The 19,425-nt window shown below is 57.0% G+C and carries 16 protein-coding genes; 4 read left to right on the forward strand and 12 right to left on the reverse strand.

Annotated features, from left to right (window positions below; all coding sequences use genetic code 11):
* Positions 1-46: 46 nt before the first annotated feature.
* Positions 47-808, reverse strand: a complete 762-nt coding sequence (locus Q1B46_RS10825) for a DeoR/GlpR family DNA-binding transcription regulator (protein ID WP_299947841.1) — start codon at positions 806-808, stop codon at positions 47-49.
* Positions 809-999: 191 nt separating this feature from the next.
* On the opposite strand from Q1B46_RS10825, the gene glpD reads away from it, so the two are divergent.
* Positions 1,000-2,598: a glycerol-3-phosphate dehydrogenase gene (gene glpD, locus Q1B46_RS10830; RefSeq protein WP_299947843.1), complete on the forward strand. Its 1,599-nt coding sequence runs from the start codon at positions 1,000-1,002 to the stop codon at positions 2,596-2,598.
* A gap of 54 nt (positions 2,599-2,652) precedes the next feature.
* On the opposite strand, the gene Q1B46_RS10835 is transcribed toward glpD, so the two are convergent.
* The 10 genes from Q1B46_RS10835 to Q1B46_RS10880 form a co-directional block, all read right to left on the reverse strand.
* Positions 2,653-5,790, reverse strand: a complete 3,138-nt coding sequence (locus tag Q1B46_RS10835) for a multidrug efflux RND transporter permease subunit (protein WP_299947845.1) — start codon at positions 5,788-5,790, stop codon at positions 2,653-2,655.
* Positions 5,790-6,971, reverse strand: coding sequence for an efflux RND transporter periplasmic adaptor subunit (locus Q1B46_RS10840; RefSeq protein ID WP_299947847.1), 1,182 nt, complete (start codon positions 6,969-6,971; stop codon positions 5,790-5,792). The genes Q1B46_RS10835 and Q1B46_RS10840 overlap by 1 nt, the downstream gene beginning before the upstream one ends.
* A 293-nt stretch (positions 6,972-7,264) precedes the next feature.
* Positions 7,265-8,983: a methionine--tRNA ligase gene (gene metG, locus Q1B46_RS10845; protein ID WP_299947849.1), complete on the reverse strand. Its 1,719-nt coding sequence runs from the start codon at positions 8,981-8,983 to the stop codon at positions 7,265-7,267.
* 109 nt (positions 8,984-9,092) lie between these two features.
* A complete protein-coding gene (locus Q1B46_RS10850) occupies positions 9,093-10,310 on the reverse strand; it encodes an MFS transporter (protein WP_299947851.1) in 1,218 nt (405 codons plus the stop codon).
* A gap of 115 nt (positions 10,311-10,425) precedes the next feature.
* Complete coding sequence (locus Q1B46_RS10855; RefSeq protein ID WP_299947853.1) at positions 10,426-11,640, reverse strand: MFS transporter; 1,215 nt, start codon at positions 11,638-11,640, stop codon at positions 10,426-10,428.
* Positions 11,641-11,683: 43 nt separating this feature from the next.
* A complete protein-coding gene (locus Q1B46_RS10860; RefSeq protein WP_299947855.1) occupies positions 11,684-12,310 on the reverse strand; it encodes a hypothetical protein in 627 nt (208 codons plus the stop codon).
* Between the two features lie 49 nt (positions 12,311-12,359).
* Positions 12,360-12,941: a TIGR02281 family clan AA aspartic protease gene (locus Q1B46_RS10865; protein ID WP_299947857.1), complete on the reverse strand. Its 582-nt coding sequence runs from the start codon at positions 12,939-12,941 to the stop codon at positions 12,360-12,362.
* A 41-nt stretch (positions 12,942-12,982) separates the two neighbouring features.
* Positions 12,983-13,603 (reverse strand): MarC family protein, encoded by a 621-nt coding sequence (locus tag Q1B46_RS10870; RefSeq protein ID WP_299663386.1) that lies wholly within the window; start codon positions 13,601-13,603, stop codon positions 12,983-12,985.
* Positions 13,600-13,992 (reverse strand): ACT domain-containing protein, encoded by a 393-nt coding sequence (locus tag Q1B46_RS10875; RefSeq protein ID WP_299947859.1) that lies wholly within the window; start codon positions 13,990-13,992, stop codon positions 13,600-13,602. Before Q1B46_RS10875 ends, Q1B46_RS10870 begins: the two co-directional genes overlap by 4 nt.
* Positions 13,989-15,839 (reverse strand): ABC-F family ATP-binding cassette domain-containing protein, encoded by a 1,851-nt coding sequence (locus Q1B46_RS10880; RefSeq protein WP_299947861.1) that lies wholly within the window; start codon positions 15,837-15,839, stop codon positions 13,989-13,991. Before Q1B46_RS10880 ends, Q1B46_RS10875 begins: the two co-directional genes overlap by 4 nt.
* 105 nt (positions 15,840-15,944) lie before the next feature.
* On the opposite strand from Q1B46_RS10880, the gene Q1B46_RS10885 reads away from it, so the two are divergent.
* Positions 15,945-17,147, forward strand: a complete 1,203-nt coding sequence (locus tag Q1B46_RS10885) for a multidrug effflux MFS transporter (RefSeq protein WP_299947863.1) — start codon at positions 15,945-15,947, stop codon at positions 17,145-17,147.
* A gap of 104 nt (positions 17,148-17,251) precedes the next feature.
* Complete coding sequence (ndk, locus tag Q1B46_RS10890; RefSeq protein WP_050603574.1) at positions 17,252-17,674, forward strand: nucleoside-diphosphate kinase; 423 nt, start codon at positions 17,252-17,254, stop codon at positions 17,672-17,674.
* A 59-nt stretch (positions 17,675-17,733) separates the two neighbouring features.
* Here ndk and Q1B46_RS10895 read toward each other — a convergent pair whose 3' ends face one another.
* Positions 17,734-18,081: a TfoX/Sxy family protein gene (locus tag Q1B46_RS10895; protein ID WP_299947865.1), complete on the reverse strand. Its 348-nt coding sequence runs from the start codon at positions 18,079-18,081 to the stop codon at positions 17,734-17,736.
* Between the two features lie 92 nt (positions 18,082-18,173).
* Here Q1B46_RS10895 and Q1B46_RS10900 point away from each other — a divergent pair, with 92 nt between their 5' ends.
* Positions 18,174-19,397 (forward strand): cytochrome P450, encoded by a 1,224-nt coding sequence (locus Q1B46_RS10900; protein ID WP_299947867.1) that lies wholly within the window; start codon positions 18,174-18,176, stop codon positions 19,395-19,397.
* Positions 19,398-19,425 lie beyond the last annotated feature (28 nt).

The raw sequence follows: 19,425 nt of genomic DNA on the forward strand, positions 1-19,425 counted from the left end.
TCTGGCAAGCGAAGACAACTTTAATGCGCAATTGGCGGGTGCGGAATCATCGGCAATCTACGATGCGCGTCTGCCAATCGCGGCATTTCTGCGCCAGCTCTTCTGGAAGCGAGGCATCGACATAGACTGTGTCGATGTCTGCCAGCGACGCAATGCGTGCGGGCGCGGTTCGTTGAAATTTGGATATGTCCGCGACAAGGCTGATCTGCCGCGCCTGTTCAATGATCGTTTGGCTGACCAGCACTTCTTGCAGATCAAAATCCATCAGATCTCCGTCCGCATCCAGTGCTGAACAGCCAATGACCGCATGATCGAACTTAAATTGGCGGATGGTCGAGACCGCCAAATTTCCGACCAACCCGCTATCTGATCGGCGCAGAACACCACCTGCCAAGACGATTTGGCAATCCGGATTTTCGACAAGAATGTTGGCCACGTTCATGTTGTTGGTCACGATCATGAGGTTCTTGTGACCCAGCAATTGGCGGGCAACAGCCTCGGTCGAGGTGCCGATATTCATAAAGACCGAGCTGCCTTCGGATATGTCCGCCGCACAGCGCTCGGCGATGCGGGTCTTGGCCTCGTGGTTTAGGGCGCGCCGGTCTTCGTATCCGATATTTGACACGCCTGAACGCAACACGGCACCCCCGTGGACCCGATCCAGCTTGCCCGCTTCGGACAGTTCAGTCAGGTCGCGGCGAATGGTCTGAACGGTCACCTGGAACCGTTCGGCCAACCCTTCGACAGTAACGCGGCCTTCTTCGCTGGCGATCTCAAGAATGTCAGATTGGCGGAATGATAAAGACATGGGCGGGCTCTGAGTTTTGGTTTATTCGTTTTTGTTCTATTTTTGGTCATCAGCAAGAGAAATCATGCAACCTGTTCAATAAATTTGTGTATAATGACTAAAAGCGAACATTATCGAAAAATAATATTGACGATACGAAGCTACATGCTGCAAATGCGATTGAAGCTGCTACTTTGGGGAATCGTTTGGAAATGTCATTAGACAGCAGTCAGGTAACCGATCTGTTTGTGATTGGTGGCGGCATCAATGGGTGCGGTATCGCAAGGGATGCGGCAGGGCGGGGCCTGAAGGTTACGTTGGCCGAAATGAACGATCTGGCTTCGGCCACGTCTTCGGCCTCAACAAAGCTGTTTCATGGCGGGCTCAGGTATCTGGAATTTTTTGAATTTCGTCTGGTGCGCGAGGCATTGATCGAGCGCGAGACCTTGCTGCGCGCAATGCCGCATATCAGCTGGCCGATGCGTTTCGTGCTGCCTTACCATCCAGATATGCGTTTCGATTCCGAAACGCCGACCTCGCGATTGCTGAGCACGGTGATGCCGTGGATGCGCGGACGCCGTCCTGCCTGGCTGATCCGGCTGGGCCTGTTCCTGTACGACAATCTTGGCGGTCGCAAAATCTTGCCCGGCACAAGTTCGTTGAACCTGCGTTCCGCGCCGGAAGGCACCGCTTTGCAGGACAAGTTTGAAACGGCCTATGAATATTCTGATTGCTGGGTCGAGGATTCACGATTGGTGGTCCTGAACGCCCGCGATGCCGAGGCACGCGGCGCAAAGATCATGGCCCGCACCGAAGTTCTGTCGGCGAAGCGGGTCAATGACCTGTGGCAAGTCACGATCCGGGACCGGGAGAGTGGCAAGACCGAAGTGATCTTCGCAAAGATGTTGATCAATGCGGGGGGGCCGTGGGTTGGTGACATCATTCAGACCAAGATTCACGTAAACTCACGCGAAGGGGTCCGGCTGGTGCGCGGTAGCCATATCGTCACGCCCAGGCTGTTTGATCACGACAAATGCTATTTCTTTCAGGGCGAAGATGGGCGCATCATCTTCGCCATCCCGTATGAGCAGGATTTCACTTTGATCGGAACCACCGATCAGGACCATTCGGATCCCTTTGAGCCACCGGTTTGCACCGAGGTCGAGCAAGATTACTTGTGTGCTTTTGCCTCAAAATACTTTAAGAAGCCCGTCACCCGCGCCGATGTGGTCTGGACCTATTCCGGCGTCCGCCCCCTTTATGACGATGGCGCAAGCAGTGCAACGGCGGCCACGCGAGATTATACGCTCAAGGTCGATGCGGCTGGTGGGGCACCTGTGCTGAATGTCTTTGGCGGTAAAATCACCACTTACCGACGCCTTGCAGAAAGCGCGTTGGAGAAAGTTGGTGAACATTTTCCTGACCTCGCCGGACCGTGGACTGCGGGGGTTCCCCTGCCTGGCGGTGACTTTCCGGTGGATGGTGTGCCGAATTTGATCCGACAGGTTTTGGCAGACTACCCGTTCCTGACAGAGTTTTGGGCACGTCGATTGATCCGGGCCTTTGGGACCGAGGTATGGGACTTATTGGGGCCTGCAAAAACCCACACCGATCTGGGTGAGGAATTTGGAGCAACGTTGACCGAGGTTGAGTTGCTTTGGCTGATGGAAAAGGAATACGCGTGCACTGCAGATGACGTTGTGTGGCGGCGCAATAAGCTTGGTCTTCGGTTAAGCCCCGAGCAGATTGGCCGGATTGACGACTGGATGGCCCAACGAATGAGCGACATCAGAGCGCATCGGGCAGTCTGACAAATTTGAAACGCCCCGACGTATTGCGGGGCGTTTTCTATTTCTTGGTTGTTGCTATGCAACCTCTTCTGAAGGTCCCGGATCGCTTTTGTTACCCTTGATCCGCTCACGCAGGCCTTGCATGACTGCATAGAGAACGGGAACCAGAATGACCCCGAACAAGGTCGCAGCAAGCATGCCGCCGAACACGGCCACGCCAATTGCCTTTTGGCTGGCTGCCCCCGCACCGTTTGCTGCCAGCAAAGGAACAACACCCAGCAGGAAGGACAGTGCGGTCATCATCACGGCACGGAAACGCTGATGTGCGGCCTCCACAGCGGCCTCTTTGATCGTGAGCCCCTTTGCGCGCTGTTCCATCGCGAATTCCACGATCAGAATCCCGTTCTTTGATGCAAGTCCCACAAGCATGATCATCCCGATCTGCGTGTACAGATTGATATCACTGCCCACTACGGCTACTGCCGCGACCGCGCCGAACAGGGCCACGGTTACCGACATCAGGATCGAAACAGGCATCGTCCAACTTTCGTATTGGCCGACAAGGAACAAATACCCGAATAGAATCGCCAATCCGAGGATCACAACCACCAAGTTGCCTGAGGCCAGCTGCTGTTGCGCCGTTCCGGTCCACTCAAATGCATAACCGGGGGGTAGGGCGGTCGCCGACTCTTCCGTCATGGCGGTAATGGCATCACCGGTAGAAAGCCCCGGTGCGGGAACCGCTGTAACGGTGGCTGAACGGAACAGATTGTGACGCTTCAGCAGAACCGGCCCCAAGACGTTCTCGACGTCGATTAGCGTGCCCAAGGGCACCATTTCGCCTTGGGTGGAACGCACATAAAGCTCCGAGATATCCTCGACCTTGTTCCGGTACGACCCCTCGGCCTGGATCATCACGCGGTAGACACGACCAAACAGGTTAAAGTCGTTCACGTAATACGAGCCAAGCTGCGCTTGCATGGTCTGGAAAATCTCGGCCACCGAGACCTGCAGGGTTTTGGCTTTTTCCCGATCCAGATCGACAAACAATTGCGGTACGTTCGCGCGGAAGGTGGTATAGGCCTGCGCGATCTCGGGCCGTTGATTGGCCGCATAGACATAGGAGCCCACGGCCGAGGCCAGATCCTGAGGCGAGCCGCCGCCGGTTTGCTGAACCTCCATCTCGACGCCAGCCGACATACCGAGGCCCTGAATGGGCGGCGGATTGAACGCAACGATCGACGCCGCTGATTCACCATTGGCGATCATCAGTACCTTGTTCAGAATCGCTTCCGCGCTCAGATCAGGTTCCTGCCGCTCGTCCCAGTTGGTGAGGTTGACAAAAACCGTCGCTCCATTGGTGGTCGTCCCGTTGAGTATCGAGAAACCGTTCACCAATACTGTGCTTGCGACGCCAGGAATTTCCTGAATCTGCGCATCAAGCCGTGCCGAGACGGTTTCGGTGCGTTCAAGCGTGGCGGCGTCGGGCAGTTGCATATCAACAAACAGATATCCGTTGTCCTCAAGCGGGATAAAGCCTTTGGAGGTGTTGCCCATTATGGTGCCGGTACCCGATGCGAAGGCTGCGATGACCACCAGCGAAACGACGGGCAGGATCAACAGTTTTCGCACAATGGCGACATAGCCACTGCGCATACCACCGATAAACTTCTCGAACACAGCCAGAAGCCCTTTTGGGGGCCCCGATCGCGCCCGCAGCACTAGTCCGCACAACGCCGGAGACAGGGTCAGTGCGTTGATGGATGAGATCACAACAGCGGCTGAGATTGTGACCGCGAACTGCGAATACAATCGCCCCGATATGCCGGGCATGAAGGTGACCGGCACAAACACGGCTAGCAGTACCAGCGTTGTGGCGATAACAGGGCCGGTGATTTGCCCCATTGCCTTGCGGGTTGCATCGGCGGGGGGTAGGCCCTCATCCGCAATAATGCGCTCGACGTTTTCCACCACAACGATGGCGTCATCCACAACGATACCGATGGCCAGCACCAGCGCGAACAGAGAGATGGTGTTCAGGGACATGCCGAATGCCAGCAGGACGGCAAATGTACCGATCAATGAGACCGGGATTGCCACCGCTGGAATAATTGTCGCCCGCCAACTGCCAAGGAAGATAAAGACAACCGTGATCACCAGAATGAACGTCAGGATAAGTGTCGACACCACATCACTGAGCGATTGTTCCACGAAGTCTGTTGTGTTGAACGGAACGGCATATTCTACGTCCGTTGGAAACGACCGGGACAATCGATCAAGTTCGGCTTGAACCCGCTCGGACACTGCAAGGGCGTTCGCGCCGGGTGCCTGATAAATGCCGAGTACGGTGGCGGGTACACTTTGAAAATAGCCCGATGCGGAATAGAACTGTGCCCCCAGCTCGATGCGCGCGATGTCTTTGACGCGCACGATCGCGCCCGCTTCGCCGGTTCGGATCACGATATCCCCGAACTCGTCGGCAGAAGTAAGGCGGCCTTTGGTCTTGATCGTGTACTGAAAGGTCTGGCCTTCTGGAACGGGAGGCGATCCGATCGAGCCGGCAGATACTTCGATATTCTGCTCGCGGATGGCGTTAATCACATCACCCGGAGTGATCGACAGAGCAGCCATCTTGTCCGGGTCCATCCAGATCCGCATGGCGTATTCCAGATTGGTCAGAACGTCGGCCTTACCAACCCCCTGAACCCGCGCCAGCGCGTCTTTCAGGTTGATCGAGGCATAGTTCGAAAGAAACACACTGTCATAGGTTTCATTGGGTGAGGTCAGCGTGACCAGCAACAGCATGTTGGTCGACGCCTTCTGCGTCACAACGCCGGACGAGGTCACCTCGGACGGCAGCGAGGCCATGGCCTGCGCCACGCGGTTCTGAACGTTCACCGACGCAATATCCGGGTCGGTGCCCACTTCGAACGTGACGTTCAGGGAATACGAACCGTTATCCGATGAGGTCGACGTCATGTAGATCATGTCGTCGACACCATTGACCTGTGCCTCGATTGGCGCGGCAACAGTGTTCTCTACGGTTTCGGCATTCGCCCCCGTGTAGGTGGCCGTCACGCTGACGACCGGAGGCGTAATATCTGGGAACTGCGCGACCGGCAGAACCAGATACCCGATCCCGCCCAGAATGGTCAGGACCAGTGAAATGACAAGCGCCAGCTTGGGCCGGCTAATGAACAGGGCTGAGAACATCAGTTATTCTCCGGCTGCTCGGAGGCGACGACGGCGTCGACGGCGACGCCCGGGCGCACACGTTGCAAGCCTTCGACGATGACGCTTTCGCCCTCGCGCAGTCCATCTGTCACGATTATGGCCGAGTTCACAGTGTCGCCCGTCGTGATGTAGCGCTGTTCAACCATTTGCTTGTCATTGACGAGCAGAACGAACTCACCTCGCTGATCACGCTGCAACGCTGCTTGTGGGATCAATACCTGCAGGGTCGGTTCAAGCGCTTCGATCTGGACGTTAACGAAGGCCCCATCGACAAGCAGCCGTTTGCTGTTTTCGAATTGGGCCGTGATCGCGATCGCACCAGTCAGCGGATCGATGCGGTTGTCGACAAAGGTGATTTCCCCGGTTTCATCCAGCGCTGTTCCGTTCGGCAATGTCACGTGGACATTCGGGCTTTTGTTGCTTTCAGCCAGAGTGGCGGGGTCCTCACCAAATTGTTCAAGAACCGACGTGAACTGCTTCTCATTCAACGAAAAATTCACGTAGATGGGTGCTTCGCTGACCAGGGTAACAAGCGGCGGATTGGTGGGACCGACAACATCACCAACGCTGGTGGCGATACGACCGATCCGTCCAGTAAACGGTGCATGAATCTCAGTATAGCTGAGATCCAGTTCCGCCTGTTGAATCGCCGCGTTGGCCGCTTTTACTTCGGCCTCGGCAACCAGTTCGTTCGCACGGGCGATATCGCGTTCGGATTCCGGCGTTGCATCTCGTTTATACAGCTCTTCCTTCCGGGCCAGATCGACCTTGGCGAGCTCGAGGTTCGCATGAGCGCGATCCAGATCGGCTTTGCGGGCATCCAGCGTGGCCTGATAAAGGTCTGGTTCAATAGTGAACAGCAGGTCGTCTTCTTTCACAGGGGCGCCGTCTTCGACATTCTGACTGTCAAGAAACCCGCTTACCCTTGCGACGATATCGACCTTGTCGATGGCTTCGGCCCGCCCGATGAACGTGGCCTGATCGGTGATCTCTTCGGTATAGGCGGCAGCGATGGATACCTTGGGCGCGGGAGCGTCTCCCTGATCTTGCGCTGTCGCCGTTTGCGGGAATGTGGAACAGGCAATCAGAGCGATGTATGCGCCTACAGTCCTGAAATAGCCGCTTGGGCGGTGCGTTGGCTTCTTAAATGCAAGGGACATGTTGGCGCCTCGTTTAATCTAGGGATTACGCATCCAGGCGGCTGAAGCGTCCGGACGAGTCGATTGATATTTCAGGCAGGATGGCGGGTTTGATGTTAATTCTCAAGCTTGTTGAAGCAACATGCATGGATCGGAGGTTTAAGAATTTCTTTCCAATCAGCAGACTTAGCCTGCAGGCGTAGTCTTTTGCCTGCCGAACCGGCGTCCAGCAGGGCGCGCGATATCAACCAAAAGAAAACACGCCAGGGACACTTCTGGTCCCCGGCGTGGCATTCATAGATGGAAATTTGTTGTTATTTGCGCGTCCCGGCAAACCGATTCTGCCAGTCCTCACGCTGTTCATCCGTGACTTTGGCGAACAGCACATCGGGAACCGTGAACGCGTGGCCTGCAGGCAAAGCCCGCAAGGCTGCATCGACATCATCGGGCCAATTGGTGTCCAGAGTGTTCATGGCGCTGAGCATTCTGGCCGAAGTATCGGGAATGAACGGGGCACTTAGAACCGCATACAGGCGGATCAGGTTCAGCCCCAATCTCACTTGCGCTGCCGCCTGAGCAGGGTCTTCCTTGAAGGTTGACCAAGGTGCAGCGGCCTGCAGATATTCGTTGCCTGCCACCCAGATGGCCCGCAATTCTTGCGCGGATTTGCGAACTTCCATCGCTTCCATATGGCCTTCGTAGGCACGAACGCGTTTGGTCAGTTCGTCAATCAGGGCCTGTTCACGTTCGCCATAAACGCCATCCTGTGGCACAGCTTCGCCGAACTTGGAGCGGCAGAATTTGGTGATCCGGCTGACAAAGTTGCCCAGAACGTCCGCGAGGTCCTTGTTGACGGATTGCTGGAAGTTCTCCCACGTGAATTCACTGTCGCTGCTTTCGGGTGCATGGCTGAGCAACCACCAACGCCAATAATCGGCGGGCAGCAGTTCAAGTGCTTGGTCCATGAACACACCACGACCCTGTGAGGTCGAGAACTGGCCCCCGTCATAGTTCAAATAGTTGAACGATTTCAGGTGGTCGACCATCTTCCATGGCTCGCCCGAACCCAGAATGGTGGCCGGGAAAGACAAAGTATGGAAGGGCACGTTGTCTTTGCCCATGAACTGGACATACCGCACGTCATCCGCGCCTTTATCCGTGCGCCACCAACGCTCCCACTCGGCGTCAGGTTTTCCACTCGCATCCGCCCATTCTTTGGCGCAGGCGATATATTCGATCGGTGCGTCGAACCAAACATAGAAGACCTTGCCTTCCATGCCGGGCCAGTCCTGATCACCTTTCTTGACGGGCACACCCCAGTCCAGATCACGGGTGATGCCACGGTCCTGCAAGCCGTCACCGTCATGCAGCCACTTCTTGGCGATGGACGTGGTCAGGATTGGCCAGTCGGTCTTGCTGTCGATCCAGGCGTCCAGTTGATCCTTCATCGCAGATTGGCGCAGATACAGGTGCTTGGTCTCGCGCACTTCCAGATCGGTCGAACCGGAAATCGCCGAGCGCGGCTCGATCAGGTCGGTCGGATCTAACTGCTTGGTGCAGTTCTCGCACTGGTCGCCGCGCGCGCGGTCGTAGCCACAATTGGGGCAGGTGCCCTCGATATAGCGGTCAGGTAGAAAGCGGCCATCGGCGTTTGAATAGACCTGTTTCTCGCTGACCTCACGGATCAGCCCGGCCTCATCCAATTTGCCTGCGAAATGCTGGGTCAACTTGCGGTTCTGATCGCTGGACGAGCGGCCAAAGTGGTCAAAGCTAAGGCCAAAGCGTTTGGCGATGTTAGCCTGAACCGCGTACATATCCGCACAGTACTCTGCCACCGGTTTATCGGCTTTGGCTGCAGCCAGTTCCGCAGGGGTGCCATGTTCGTCGGTCGCGCACAGGAACATGACCTCGTTTCCCCGACTACGCAGATAACGCGCATAAAGATCAGCGGGCAGTTGCGAGCCGATCAGGTTGCCGAGGTGTTTGATCCCATTGATGTAAGGGATCGCCGAGGTAATGAGAAACCGAGCCATTTTGCTTTTCCAGATAACTGTCTGCGCGCCCGTCTACAGTATGACGGCGGTCAGCAAAAGGCCGGGTTTTCGCAACGCATCGTATTTCGTGCCTGTATCACGGCTATGGCTACTCGCGCGATCTTTTGAGCAGCCTGCCAATGGTGAATGACGTGCGGGGCGCATAGACATAATTCGTGCGCTCTTCGGGCGTTGGGCGCGAGCGCATACGGACAAGGCCAAAACCGATCAGGAAGACGTGGCCCAGCGCGACGAAGGCAAATAGGGCGCCGGGGCCGAATTCCTGGATCAACGTGGATGAAATGTAGGGTGAGGCAATCGCCCCCAGCGCAAACCAGAACATCAACGCCGCCGACAATTCTACGCGCTGCTCGGTCGTGGCGAAGTCATGAGCGTGGGCCGAAGAAAGCGAGAAGATCGGAAAGGTGGTCAGGCCAAAGAACCCGGCGGCCAGCATGACGCCAATTGTACCGGCGCCGCTGGCCAGCATTGTCACACCGCAGCTTAGTACCGCCGCTGCGGACAACCAGATCAGAACCCAGCGCCGGTCGTATTTATCCGCCAGCCAGCCCAAAGGGTACTGCGCCAACGCGCCGCCCAGAACGAATGAGGCCAGAAAAAACGCGATCTGATCTACACCCAGCCCGACCTCTTGGCCATAAACCGGGCCAACCATCCGAAACGAGGCCGAGCTGAGCGCGGCCACGATTACGCCCGCCACCGCCAGTGGTGAGCTGCGCCAAGCCAGTTTCGGGCGCAGGCGCGGTGCGTCCGGTGTCACTGGCTGGCTGGCGCGTGTCAGCGCCAGTGGCAAGATTGATGCACAACACAGGATCGCAAGCAGGTTGTATGAAACGTACGATGCAGGCGGCAGAACGGCGATGATCAACTGCGCACAAAGCGATGCCCCTAAATCCGCGATACGGTAGGTGCCCATCGCACGCCCACGTGTTTCATTGGTGACTTTGGCGTTCAGCCATGCTTCGACCACGGTGTAACATCCGGCAACGCAAGTGCCCGAGGCGATCCGCAGAGCGGCCCAGATATATGGGTTCTCGGTCAGTGTATGACCAAGCAAACCCATTGCGCCCAGCGCGGTACAAACCGCAAACGCGCGGGAATGTCCGACACTGCCCATCAGGCGTGGGGCCCACCAGCAACCAATGAAGAACCCAAGGAAATGCGACGATCCCAGCAGGCCGATTTGCTCGGTTGAAAACTCGAGCGTCAGGCCGGAAATTGCGTCCAGCGGGCCGACGCCACCTGTTGAGAGCTGCAGCAGAATGACGGCAAAAAAAAGGGCGGCAAATGAAATGATCGTACGCATGATTTTTAGATCGGCTTTGTTGTCTTATTTATCGCGCGCCTATTCGACGTCTGCAGGTCGTTTTTCTGCTTTTCAGCCATCGGCGCTGCCGTCAGATCGGACCCGGTTGGATATGTCATATCAGCACTTCATTTCCGCGCGGTCTTGAGCGTTTCATAAGCACCAGCAGGATTGCGATGTTTATGCCGTTCCAAAGGATGCCATTGATAAAGGCAAGTTGGTAATTTCCGGTCAGATCGTAGATCCAGCCCGACATCCAGCCCCCCAATGCCATGCCCAGAATGGTCATCATCATGACAAAGCCTACGCGCGCACCGGCCTCTTGCGGGGGCATGTATTCGCGCACAATCAGGGCGTAGCTTGGCACGATACCGCCCTGCGCAAGGCCAAACAGCATGCTGACAACGTAAAGGGAAACCATTCCGTCGTACGGCAGGAACAGGAACAAGGCGATACATTGCAGGACCGAGCCAATCAGCAGGGTGGAAAGCCCGCCCAATTGGTCCGCGACCAGTCCCGATATTATGCGACTGGCCACGCCACCCATTAACATCAGTGACAGCATTTCCGCCCCGACGGCTGGGCCGTAGCCGAGGCCGACGCAGTAGGATACGATATGGACCTGCGGCATCGCCATTGCCACGCAGCACCCGATGCCAGCCAGCCCAAGGATGTATTGCAGGGCACGGGGTGAAAAGCCGACGCTTTGTGCCTTGATCCGGGCGGCGGCTGCGGCGGTGCTGTGCGCCTCGACAGGGACTTGGCGGCGCAATAGCAGGGACAGGGGAATGACCACGATCAGGGTGATGACGGCGAGGCTCAGGTAAACCTGTTGCCATCCTTCGCGCTGCAGAATGCCTGACAACAGCGTGGGCCAGATCGCGCCCGACAGGTAATTGCCACTGGCCACCAGCGCCACTGCGATCCCGCGTCTGCGCATGAACCAATGCGAGATATCGGCGATCAGCGGGCCAAACCCGATCGACGTGCCCAAGCCCAACAACAGATGTGCAATTGAAAGAAGGGCAATGCTTGGGGCAAGGGTTGCCAGCAAATAGCTTAAGGCGCTTAGCAGGGCGGCTCCGATCAACGCCTTTGTCACACCCAGCCGATCTACCAGCTTGCCAAGCCACATGTTGCCAAAGGCAAAACCGATCATGGTGAGCGTATAGGGCAGCGATGTTGCAGCCCTGCCTGCGCCGAACTCGGTCTCGATGGCGGGCATTACGACAACCACAGCCCACATGCCTACATTGATCACAGTTGCAATGGCCAGAGTGATCAGCAGGCGAAGCCAGGAGTATCGGCTGTCATGGACCGGGTGTGTCATGCCGGCACGCTAGGGTGCAAGTTCTGCTTTGACCAGTCACAAGTTACGCGGTTGTGGGTTCATTTTCGGTTTTGATCTGTTGCAATTGCAGGCCGGGATGGGGGCCGGTCCGTGTTACGTGCCAACTGGCCGGGGGCAGGGCGCGGGCGCGGCGGCGAGTCAACAGCCAACTGCAGGCCTCGTCCCGATAGGCCGGAGCCAGATGCCAGCGCGTTTCGATCCCTTGCGCGCCGCCATCGTCAGGCGTCAGCAACAACCCCAGCGGGGCTTGCCCCGATGTGCCGCCCTGTTCGGCGGCCAGATGCATCCGCCGGACCGGGGTCAGCCCCGGCGGGCCGGGCAGATCGCCAATGACAAGCGGGGCAGCACCGCTGCGCAAGGCTTCTTCCATGCACCACAACAGATCTTCGGGTTTATCAGGGTGGATCAGTAGAAACCGGGACGGGTCGGCGAAAGGCAGCATGCCTTCGGGATGCAGCTGCGCCACCACCCATGCCGGGGCGATCCACATCACCGGCCCCTGAGTTTGCTCTGCCACCCACAGGGCAAAGCTGCGCCGTGCAGGGCCGCAGGCCTCGTGCACACGGGCCAGTTGCAGTGTGATCTGAGGGTGCAGAGCTACGCCGGGTATGGTGCGCGCGGGCTTTCGGCCAAGAAGATAAGTGGACATGCTGGTCAAACTAGCATGTTCTTATTTTGTTCTCAATTGAGGAGTGCGGTCAGCGCGACAGAATCAGGCGCCCGTCGGAAAACTGAATGTTCGAGAAACGATGCAGATACTCCATCCCCAGCAGGGATTGATCCAGATCGCCTTCATTGACCGAGGCCGGGATATTGCGATCGGTAATCGGACCCAGAGATAGGCTGTCCAGCCGAACCGGAGCCGTGCGCACGATGCCATTCGCGGTCGAGGCGCGGCCAAGATAACTCAACTGATCCGTATCAATCCCGATTCGTTCGGCATCATTCGGGCTGATGACGATATTGCTGGCCCCGGTATCGACCAGAAAGGTGACCGCCGTGCCATTCACCAGCATCGGCAAATAGTAGTGCCCGTCGAACGCGCGCGGCACTTCGATCTTTTGATCGGTCACGGTCAGTTGGGGGGCAGGGCTGACGGTCGAGCGGATATCATCCCACAAACCGACAACGGCGATAACACCGATAAATATGAAAACCCAGGCCGCAGCCTGCTGCATGGTTTTACCCAAGGACTGACGGTTCTGAGTGATGAACCACATCAACAGGGCTGCACCCAGCAGAACCAGATAGGTCAATCGCCCAAAATCTTCGCCATCCATTCCGTCACCTGAAATCAGTTACTGGCACTTTATATGGTGCCTCATGAGGCGAAACCAAAGGCTTTGAGGCCATCAAGGATGAACTGAACCGACAGCGCAGCCAGAAGCATACCCAGCAGCCGGGTCAGCACGTTCAGCCCGGTTTTACCCAGAATGCGGGCGATCAGACCTCCGGCCAGAAAGAACACGAAGACAACCACCATAACGGCAAGCATGACGGCGCAGGCCGCTGCGATTCCCGGAATGCCGGGGTTCTGCCCAGCCAGCAGAATGATGGTCGCGATCGACCCGGGGCCTGCGATCAGCGGAATGGCCAAGGGGAAAACTGAAGGGTCCGGGCGCTCTTCCTCTTCTGCCCGGTCTTCGCGCCGTTTGTTGCGCCGCTCGAACAGCATGTCGAGCGCGGTCAGAAACAACAAAGCACCGCCAGCCACTTTGAATGCGGGCATCGAGATACCGACAAAGCCCAGAACGGCCTCACCAAACGCGGCGAAGGCGATCAGGATGAAAACTGCGGTCAGGCAGCTGCGAATGGCAATCTTGCGGCGTGTGGCGGCGTCCATATCTTGCGTCAACGCAACAAAGACTGGCGTGGTGCCGAACGGGTCGATCACTACGAACATTGTGGTAAACGCTGTTATGAAAAAGGCCATATCGATCATTTTTTGACCTCTTGCTGAAGCTTGATCAGAATAGCCACAGCTTTTTCGGCCACATCACTTGGAACATACACATGATCATGGTGATACCCGGCCACCATGTTCGCCGGAATATTGTTTTGGGCGAGTACGGCAGAAACAGCGGCAGTAAGGCCGACACCTTCAAGCGACGAATGAACCTGTAAGGTGATACAGCGCATTCCTACAGCATCTGACGGGGCGGCCTCGATGGGAACGATCAGAGACAAGCCTTCGGCCTCAACATAGCTCGCCCGTGTGTTGTCGGGCCATTCTTTCTGTTCTGGCCAGATAACAAAAGCGAATACACCCGGCTGAAGCTCGGGGCACATGCCTGCAATCATTGCATTAGTTTCAGAGACGGGTTTCATCATGAGGCCTCAGCATGTTCTAACCGTTCTGCGGCGGCGACCCACAGCGCCTCGGCCTTTTGCATGGCTTCGACCACCTCGGTGAATTTGCGGTTCCAAGTTGCCAGATCATTGACCCGGTCATCTTCGTACAGGGCCGGGTCGGCCAGCTTGGTCGAGAGTTTTTCGTGCATTTCCGTCAGTTTTTCGATCCGCTCCTCGCATTTGCGCAAATCGATACGCAAGGTCAGAACGGTATCACGAGAGGGGCGCTTGGATTTGTTTGCCCGGGACTTTTCTTTCACCGGTTTGTCGCGGCCCAAAAGCAGGGCGCGATAGGATTCAAGATCGCCTTCAAACGATGCGACAGTACCGTCTGAGACCAGCCACAGGTGATCCGCAACCAGCGACAGCAGATGCATATCGTGACTGACCAGAACAACAGCGCCAGAGTAGGCGGTCAGCGCCTCAACCAAGGCCTCGCGGCTTTCGATATCCAGATGGTTGGTCGGTTCATCGAGGATCAGCATATGTGGCGCGTCGATGGTGGCGATCAACAAAGACAGACGCGCTTTTTGTCCGCCCGACAGACGCCCGACCAGAGTTACCGCCTGATCTGCATTCAGACCGAACCCGGCCAATCGTGATCGCCACTTGCCGGGCGCTTCATCGGGGCGTAGGCGGCGCAGGTGATCCAAAGGCGTTTCGTCCACATGCAACTCATCCACCTGATGCTGCGCGAAATAGCCGATGCGCAGCTTCGTACTGCGGGTCATTTTACCAGCCATCAGAGGCAGGCGGTCGGACAGTAGCTTCGAAAGGGTCGATTTGCCCTGACCATTCTTGCCCAGTAAAGCGATGCGATCATCCTGATCAATGCGCAGATTCAGACGGCGCAGAACCTCGGTTTCACCATAACCGGTTACGCCACCCTCAAGCTGGATGATTGGGGGTGACAGTTCTTCGGGCTCAGGGAACGAAAAGGCACGCAAAGCGGCCTCTTGCGGGGTTGAGACCAGCTGAATACGTTCGATCATCTTCAGGCGGGACTGGGCCTGAACCGCCTTGGATGCCTTATAGCGGAACCGGTCCACGAAGCTTTGCAGATGCGCGATGCGGGCCTTGGCCTTGGTATTCTCGGACTCGGCTTGGGCTAAGCGTTCTGCGCGGCGTTCGGCGAACTTGTCGTAGGGCACCGCATAGTAGGTCAACTTGCGGTCTTCCAGATGCAGAATCGATCCCACGGCCCGGTTCAGCAGCCCCCGGTCGTGGCTGATGATGATGACTGTATGAGGGTACTTGGCCAGATAGCTTTCTAGCCACAATGCACCCTCAAGATCCAGGTAGTTGGTCGGTTCGTCTAGCAACAGCAGATCAGGCTGAGAAAACAGCACAGCTGCCAGCGCCACCCGCATCCGCCAGCCACCCGAGAAATCCGAGCAGGGTTTCAGCTGATCCTCATCATCAAACCCCAACCCTTTGAGGATCGATGCTGCGCGCGCCTCGGCCGACCATGCGTCTATATCAACCAACCGAGTTTGAATCTCTGCAATGCGTGTGGGGTCCTGAGCAGTGTCGGCCTCAGCCATCAGTGCGCTGCGTTCTGTATCTGCTGCCAGAACGGTATTGATCAGCGAAACGTCGGATGAGGGCACTTCTTGTGCCACGCCACCGATCCGCGCGCGTTTGGGCAAGGAGATGTTGCCCGATTCCAACGACAGCTCACCCCGGATCAAGCGGAAGAGCGTCGTCTTGCCGGTGCCATTGCGCCCAACAAGGCCCACCTTGTGGCCATCGGGAATAGTCGCACTGGCCCCATCGAACAGGGGGCGGCCTTCGACGGCAAAATTTATGTTCTCAATCCGTAGCATGTGGCGCTCTTATCAGAGCATCAGTGACGCCGCCAGAGGCCGCTATGTCCAAGCCACAAACAATGTGTTAGCGCTGTCCCGGTTCGTCTTCCAATCGGTTTTTCCATGCGCGCGGCTCAAACACCTCCGTCCCTGATTACGCTGATTTTCACGACAGCGCTGTCTGTTCTGACGCTGAACATGTTTCTGCCATCGCTTGCACATATGAGCGAAGATTTCGGTGTGGATTACGGCTTGGTGAACGTGTCCGTGGCCGGTTATCTGGCAGTCTCTGCTGTATTACAGTTGATCGTGGGGCCTTTGTCGGATCGATACGGGCGCAGGCCGGTATTGCTGATTGCGATAGCAATATTTGTTGCGGCATCGATTGGGTGCATATTTGCCGAATCGATTTGGGCCTTCTTGTCGTTTCGGATGGTTCAGACAGCGGTGGTGGCTGGGCCGGTTCTGGCCAGCGCCTCGATCCGCGACCGATACCCACCAAATGAGGCCGCCAGCAAGCTGGGCTATGTGGCGATGGCAATGGCACTGGCACCGATGCTTGGGCCAATGTTGGGCGGAGCGTTGGACATGCTCTTTGGTTGGCGGGCCGGGTTCGTGTCGTATTCGATATTGGGGGCAGGGTTGTTCCTGTTGTTGTGGGTCGACATGGGGGAAACCAATATCAATCGATCCTCGACATTAGCCGCGCAACTGCGTGCGTATCCACATCTGCTTCGCGCGCGCAGGTTCTGGGGGTATGCGCTGTGCGCTGCGTTCTCAACCGGCGGCTTCTTTAGTTTCATAACCGGGGTGCCACTTGTCGCTTCTGCCTGGTTCGATCTGAGCCCCGCGATGTTGGGTTTGGGGATCGGCATTATCACCGGCGGATTTATGGTCGGCAATTTTGTGACCGGGCGTTTTGCCAAGCGCGCTCAGCTAACCACATTGATACTGTACGGGCGGGTCGTCGCGTCAGCCGGGCCGTTCTGCGGATTGCTGCTTTTCGTTGGAAACATGGGCTCGGTCTGGGTGTTTTTCGGATCAGCCATCTGTGTGGGTTTCGGAAATGGCCTGACCAACGCAAATGCCACCGCGGGTGCGATGTCGGTACGCCCAAAGCTTGCAGGCAGCGCGGCAGGCTTGTCGGGGGCGATGATCGTGGCACTGGGTGCGATTCTGACCATGTTGACCGGGACATTTGTAAGCCCTGAAAACGGGCCTTATCTGGTGCTAAGCATGATGTGCGGCAGCAGCTTTGCCGGGTTGTTGGCCGTGCTCTACGTCCGCCGGTTGGACCGTATCGCCCCGTTGCCCGATGCGATCTGAAGCATAAACGATCATAACGCTTTTCATACGCCCCGGACCATGTTAGGCGGCGCGCGATGGATTTCGGCGCAGGCCCTGCGCCCTTAAGTCAAGGAGAGGCCAATATGGCACTGGAACGCACATTTTCGATCATCAAACCTGATGCAACCCGCCGCAACCTGACTGGCAAGATCAATGCCAAGTTCGAAGAAGCAGGCCTGCGCATCGTTGCACAAAAGCGCATCCACATGACCAAAGCTCAGGCTGGCAAGTTCTATGACGTGCATGCCGAGCGTCCGTTTTATGACGAACTGTGCGAATTCATGTCGTCGGAGCCTGTCGTTGTTCAGGTTCTGGAAGGCGAAGGCGCCATTGCAAAGAACCGCGAAGTCATGGGCGCAACCAACCCTGCAGACGCGGCCCCCGGCACCATCCGCGCCGAATTCGCTGAGTCGGTTGGCGAAAACTCGGTCCACGGTTCTGACGCACCGGAAACCGCCGCGGTCGAGATTGCTTACTTCTTCTCGGGTATCGAACTGGTCGGTTAATCCGTCTTCAGATCAAAGCTTTAGGCCGTTCCCGCGTTCGGGCGCGGCCTTTTTTGTGCTTAGACGGGTTTGAGGTCTTTTGCCGTCACGCGTACGCCGACGGCATCAAGATCCGAGATCAATTGACTTTCGGGTGCCCGGCTGGTGCTGGCCTTGATGGCGTCGAACCGTTCACGCAACGCTTTCTTTTCCTCGCCCTTGCAGTCATTCCAAGGGCGCCCCTGCAAGCCCATGACCAGGACATAGTAGCCGATGAAATGCGGGCGCGTCCCGGCTTGTATCAAGCGAACATACGCCTCATCCGCGCCAAGGGTACGCAGCTCTTGCGCTGTCATGATGCCTGCGCGCGCGCAGGCCTGTTCGAATGCCGGGCCAAGATTGCGTATGGAGGAGATCGGATCAGACATGCCCCGTCTTATCCCGACTGCCGGGGCGTGTCACCAGCGCAAGGTTGTTTGCTGCGGTCTATTCCGTTACCCAAGTTTCAGGGGAGCGACGAATGAACGACATAAACCCAGAGAATATCGCGCAAAACCTGGACCTGATGAACCCGCCTAAGGGTTTTGTCGATGATCCGTTCCCTTTCTACGATGCGTTGTTGAAACACGCGCCCATTCTGCGACAGCCAGATGGATCAGTGCTGTTATCACGCCATGCTGATCTGGATGCCATCTATCGCAACACCACGCTTTATTCCTCGGATAAAGAGGCGGCGTTTGGTCCTAAGTTCGGCGTCGGCTCTCCCTTGTTCGAGCATCACACCACATCGCTGGTGTTTTCCGATCCACCGCTGCACACGCGGGTGCGCAAGATCATGACCTCGGCCCTGACGCCACGCGCAATCGCCCGGATGGAGCCCGGTCTGATCGAAACTGTCGATGTGTTGCTGGATGGTATGGCCGGAAGGGGGCAGGTTGATTTGATCGAAGATTTTGCTTCGACAATCCCGATCCAGATCATCGGCAATCTGCTGGATGTCCCAATGGAAGAGCGCGCTCCGTTGCGGGATTGGTCGCTGGCCATCCTGGGCGCTTTGGAGCCTGCGTTGACCGACGCTCAGCTGGAAAGGGGGCACAACGCGGTTCGTGAATTCAAAGCTTATCTTCAGGATCTTGTTGCCCGCCGTCGCACCCAACCGCGCGACCCCGAGACTGATGTTCTGACACGGCTGATTCGGGGTGAGGGTGCAGACGAGATGCTAAGTGAAACAGAGCTTTTGCAAAACTGCATCTTCATCCTGAATGCGGGTCACGAGACCACGACAAATCTGATCGGCAATGGGCTGGCGCTGCTGAACGATCACCCAGAACAACGTAGCCGCCTGCTGGACGATCCCGAACTGATTGCTTCGGCCGTTGAGGAAGTCTTGCGCTATCGCTCACCCAACCAATTCGGCAATCGGGAAACCACTGCGAATGTCGAAATCGGCGGGCATCAGATTGCAAAAGGCACGAACCTGCACCTGTGTATCGGCGCGGCGAACCGTGATCCCGAGGTCTTTGCCGATCCTGCCAGTTTTGACATTACACGCAAGCCGAACAAACATCTGGCCTTCGCAGGTGGGCCGCATGTCTGCGTTGGGCTTACACTGGCACGTCTTGAAGGTCGCGTTGCGCTGGCGCGTTTGCTGAACCGTTTTCCCCAATACCAGATTCAAGGAACGCGAGTACAAGGTGGCCGAATCCGATTTCACGGCTATGCCTCATTGCCCGCAACTCTTTGATTGTTGATCAACGCGTTATGCGCGTTAC

The organism is uncultured Ruegeria sp. (assembly GCF_947500045.1).
Taxonomy (GTDB): Bacteria; Pseudomonadota; Alphaproteobacteria; order Rhodobacterales; family Rhodobacteraceae; genus Ruegeria.

Bases quoted from the DNA above. Each gene is read 5' to 3' on its own strand.
- Q1B46_RS10825 (WP_299947841.1), bottom strand. From the start codon at position 808: ATGTCTTTATCATTCCGCCAATCTGACATTCTTGAGATCGCCAGCGAA.
- glpD (WP_299947843.1), top strand. From the start codon at position 1,000: ATGTCATTAGACAGCAGTCAGGTAACCGATCTGTTTGTGATTGGTGGC.
- Q1B46_RS10835 (WP_299947845.1), bottom strand. From the start codon at position 5,790: ATGTTCTCAGCCCTGTTCATTAGCCGGCCCAAGCTGGCGCTTGTCATT.
- Q1B46_RS10840 (WP_299947847.1), bottom strand. From the start codon at position 6,971: ATGTCCCTTGCATTTAAGAAGCCAACGCACCGCCCAAGCGGCTATTTC.
- metG (WP_299947849.1), bottom strand. From the start codon at position 8,983: ATGGCTCGGTTTCTCATTACCTCGGCGATCCCTTACATCAATGGGATC.
- Q1B46_RS10850 (WP_299947851.1), bottom strand. From the start codon at position 10,310: ATGCGTACGATCATTTCATTTGCCGCCCTTTTTTTTGCCGTCATTCTG.
- Q1B46_RS10855 (WP_299947853.1), bottom strand. From the start codon at position 11,640: ATGACACACCCGGTCCATGACAGCCGATACTCCTGGCTTCGCCTGCTG.
- Q1B46_RS10860 (WP_299947855.1), bottom strand. From the start codon at position 12,310: ATGTCCACTTATCTTCTTGGCCGAAAGCCCGCGCGCACCATACCCGGC.
- Q1B46_RS10865 (WP_299947857.1), bottom strand. From the start codon at position 12,941: ATGGATGGCGAAGATTTTGGGCGATTGACCTATCTGGTTCTGCTGGGT.
- Q1B46_RS10870 (WP_299663386.1), bottom strand. From the start codon at position 13,603: ATGATCGATATGGCCTTTTTCATAACAGCGTTTACCACAATGTTCGTA.
- Q1B46_RS10875 (WP_299947859.1), bottom strand. From the start codon at position 13,992: ATGATGAAACCCGTCTCTGAAACTAATGCAATGATTGCAGGCATGTGC.
- Q1B46_RS10880 (WP_299947861.1), bottom strand. From the start codon at position 15,839: ATGCTACGGATTGAGAACATAAATTTTGCCGTCGAAGGCCGCCCCCTG.
- Q1B46_RS10885 (WP_299947863.1), top strand. From the start codon at position 15,945: ATGCGCGCGGCTCAAACACCTCCGTCCCTGATTACGCTGATTTTCACG.
- ndk (WP_050603574.1), top strand. From the start codon at position 17,252: ATGGCACTGGAACGCACATTTTCGATCATCAAACCTGATGCAACCCGC.
- Q1B46_RS10895 (WP_299947865.1), bottom strand. From the start codon at position 18,081: ATGTCTGATCCGATCTCCTCCATACGCAATCTTGGCCCGGCATTCGAA.
- Q1B46_RS10900 (WP_299947867.1), top strand. From the start codon at position 18,174: ATGAACGACATAAACCCAGAGAATATCGCGCAAAACCTGGACCTGATG.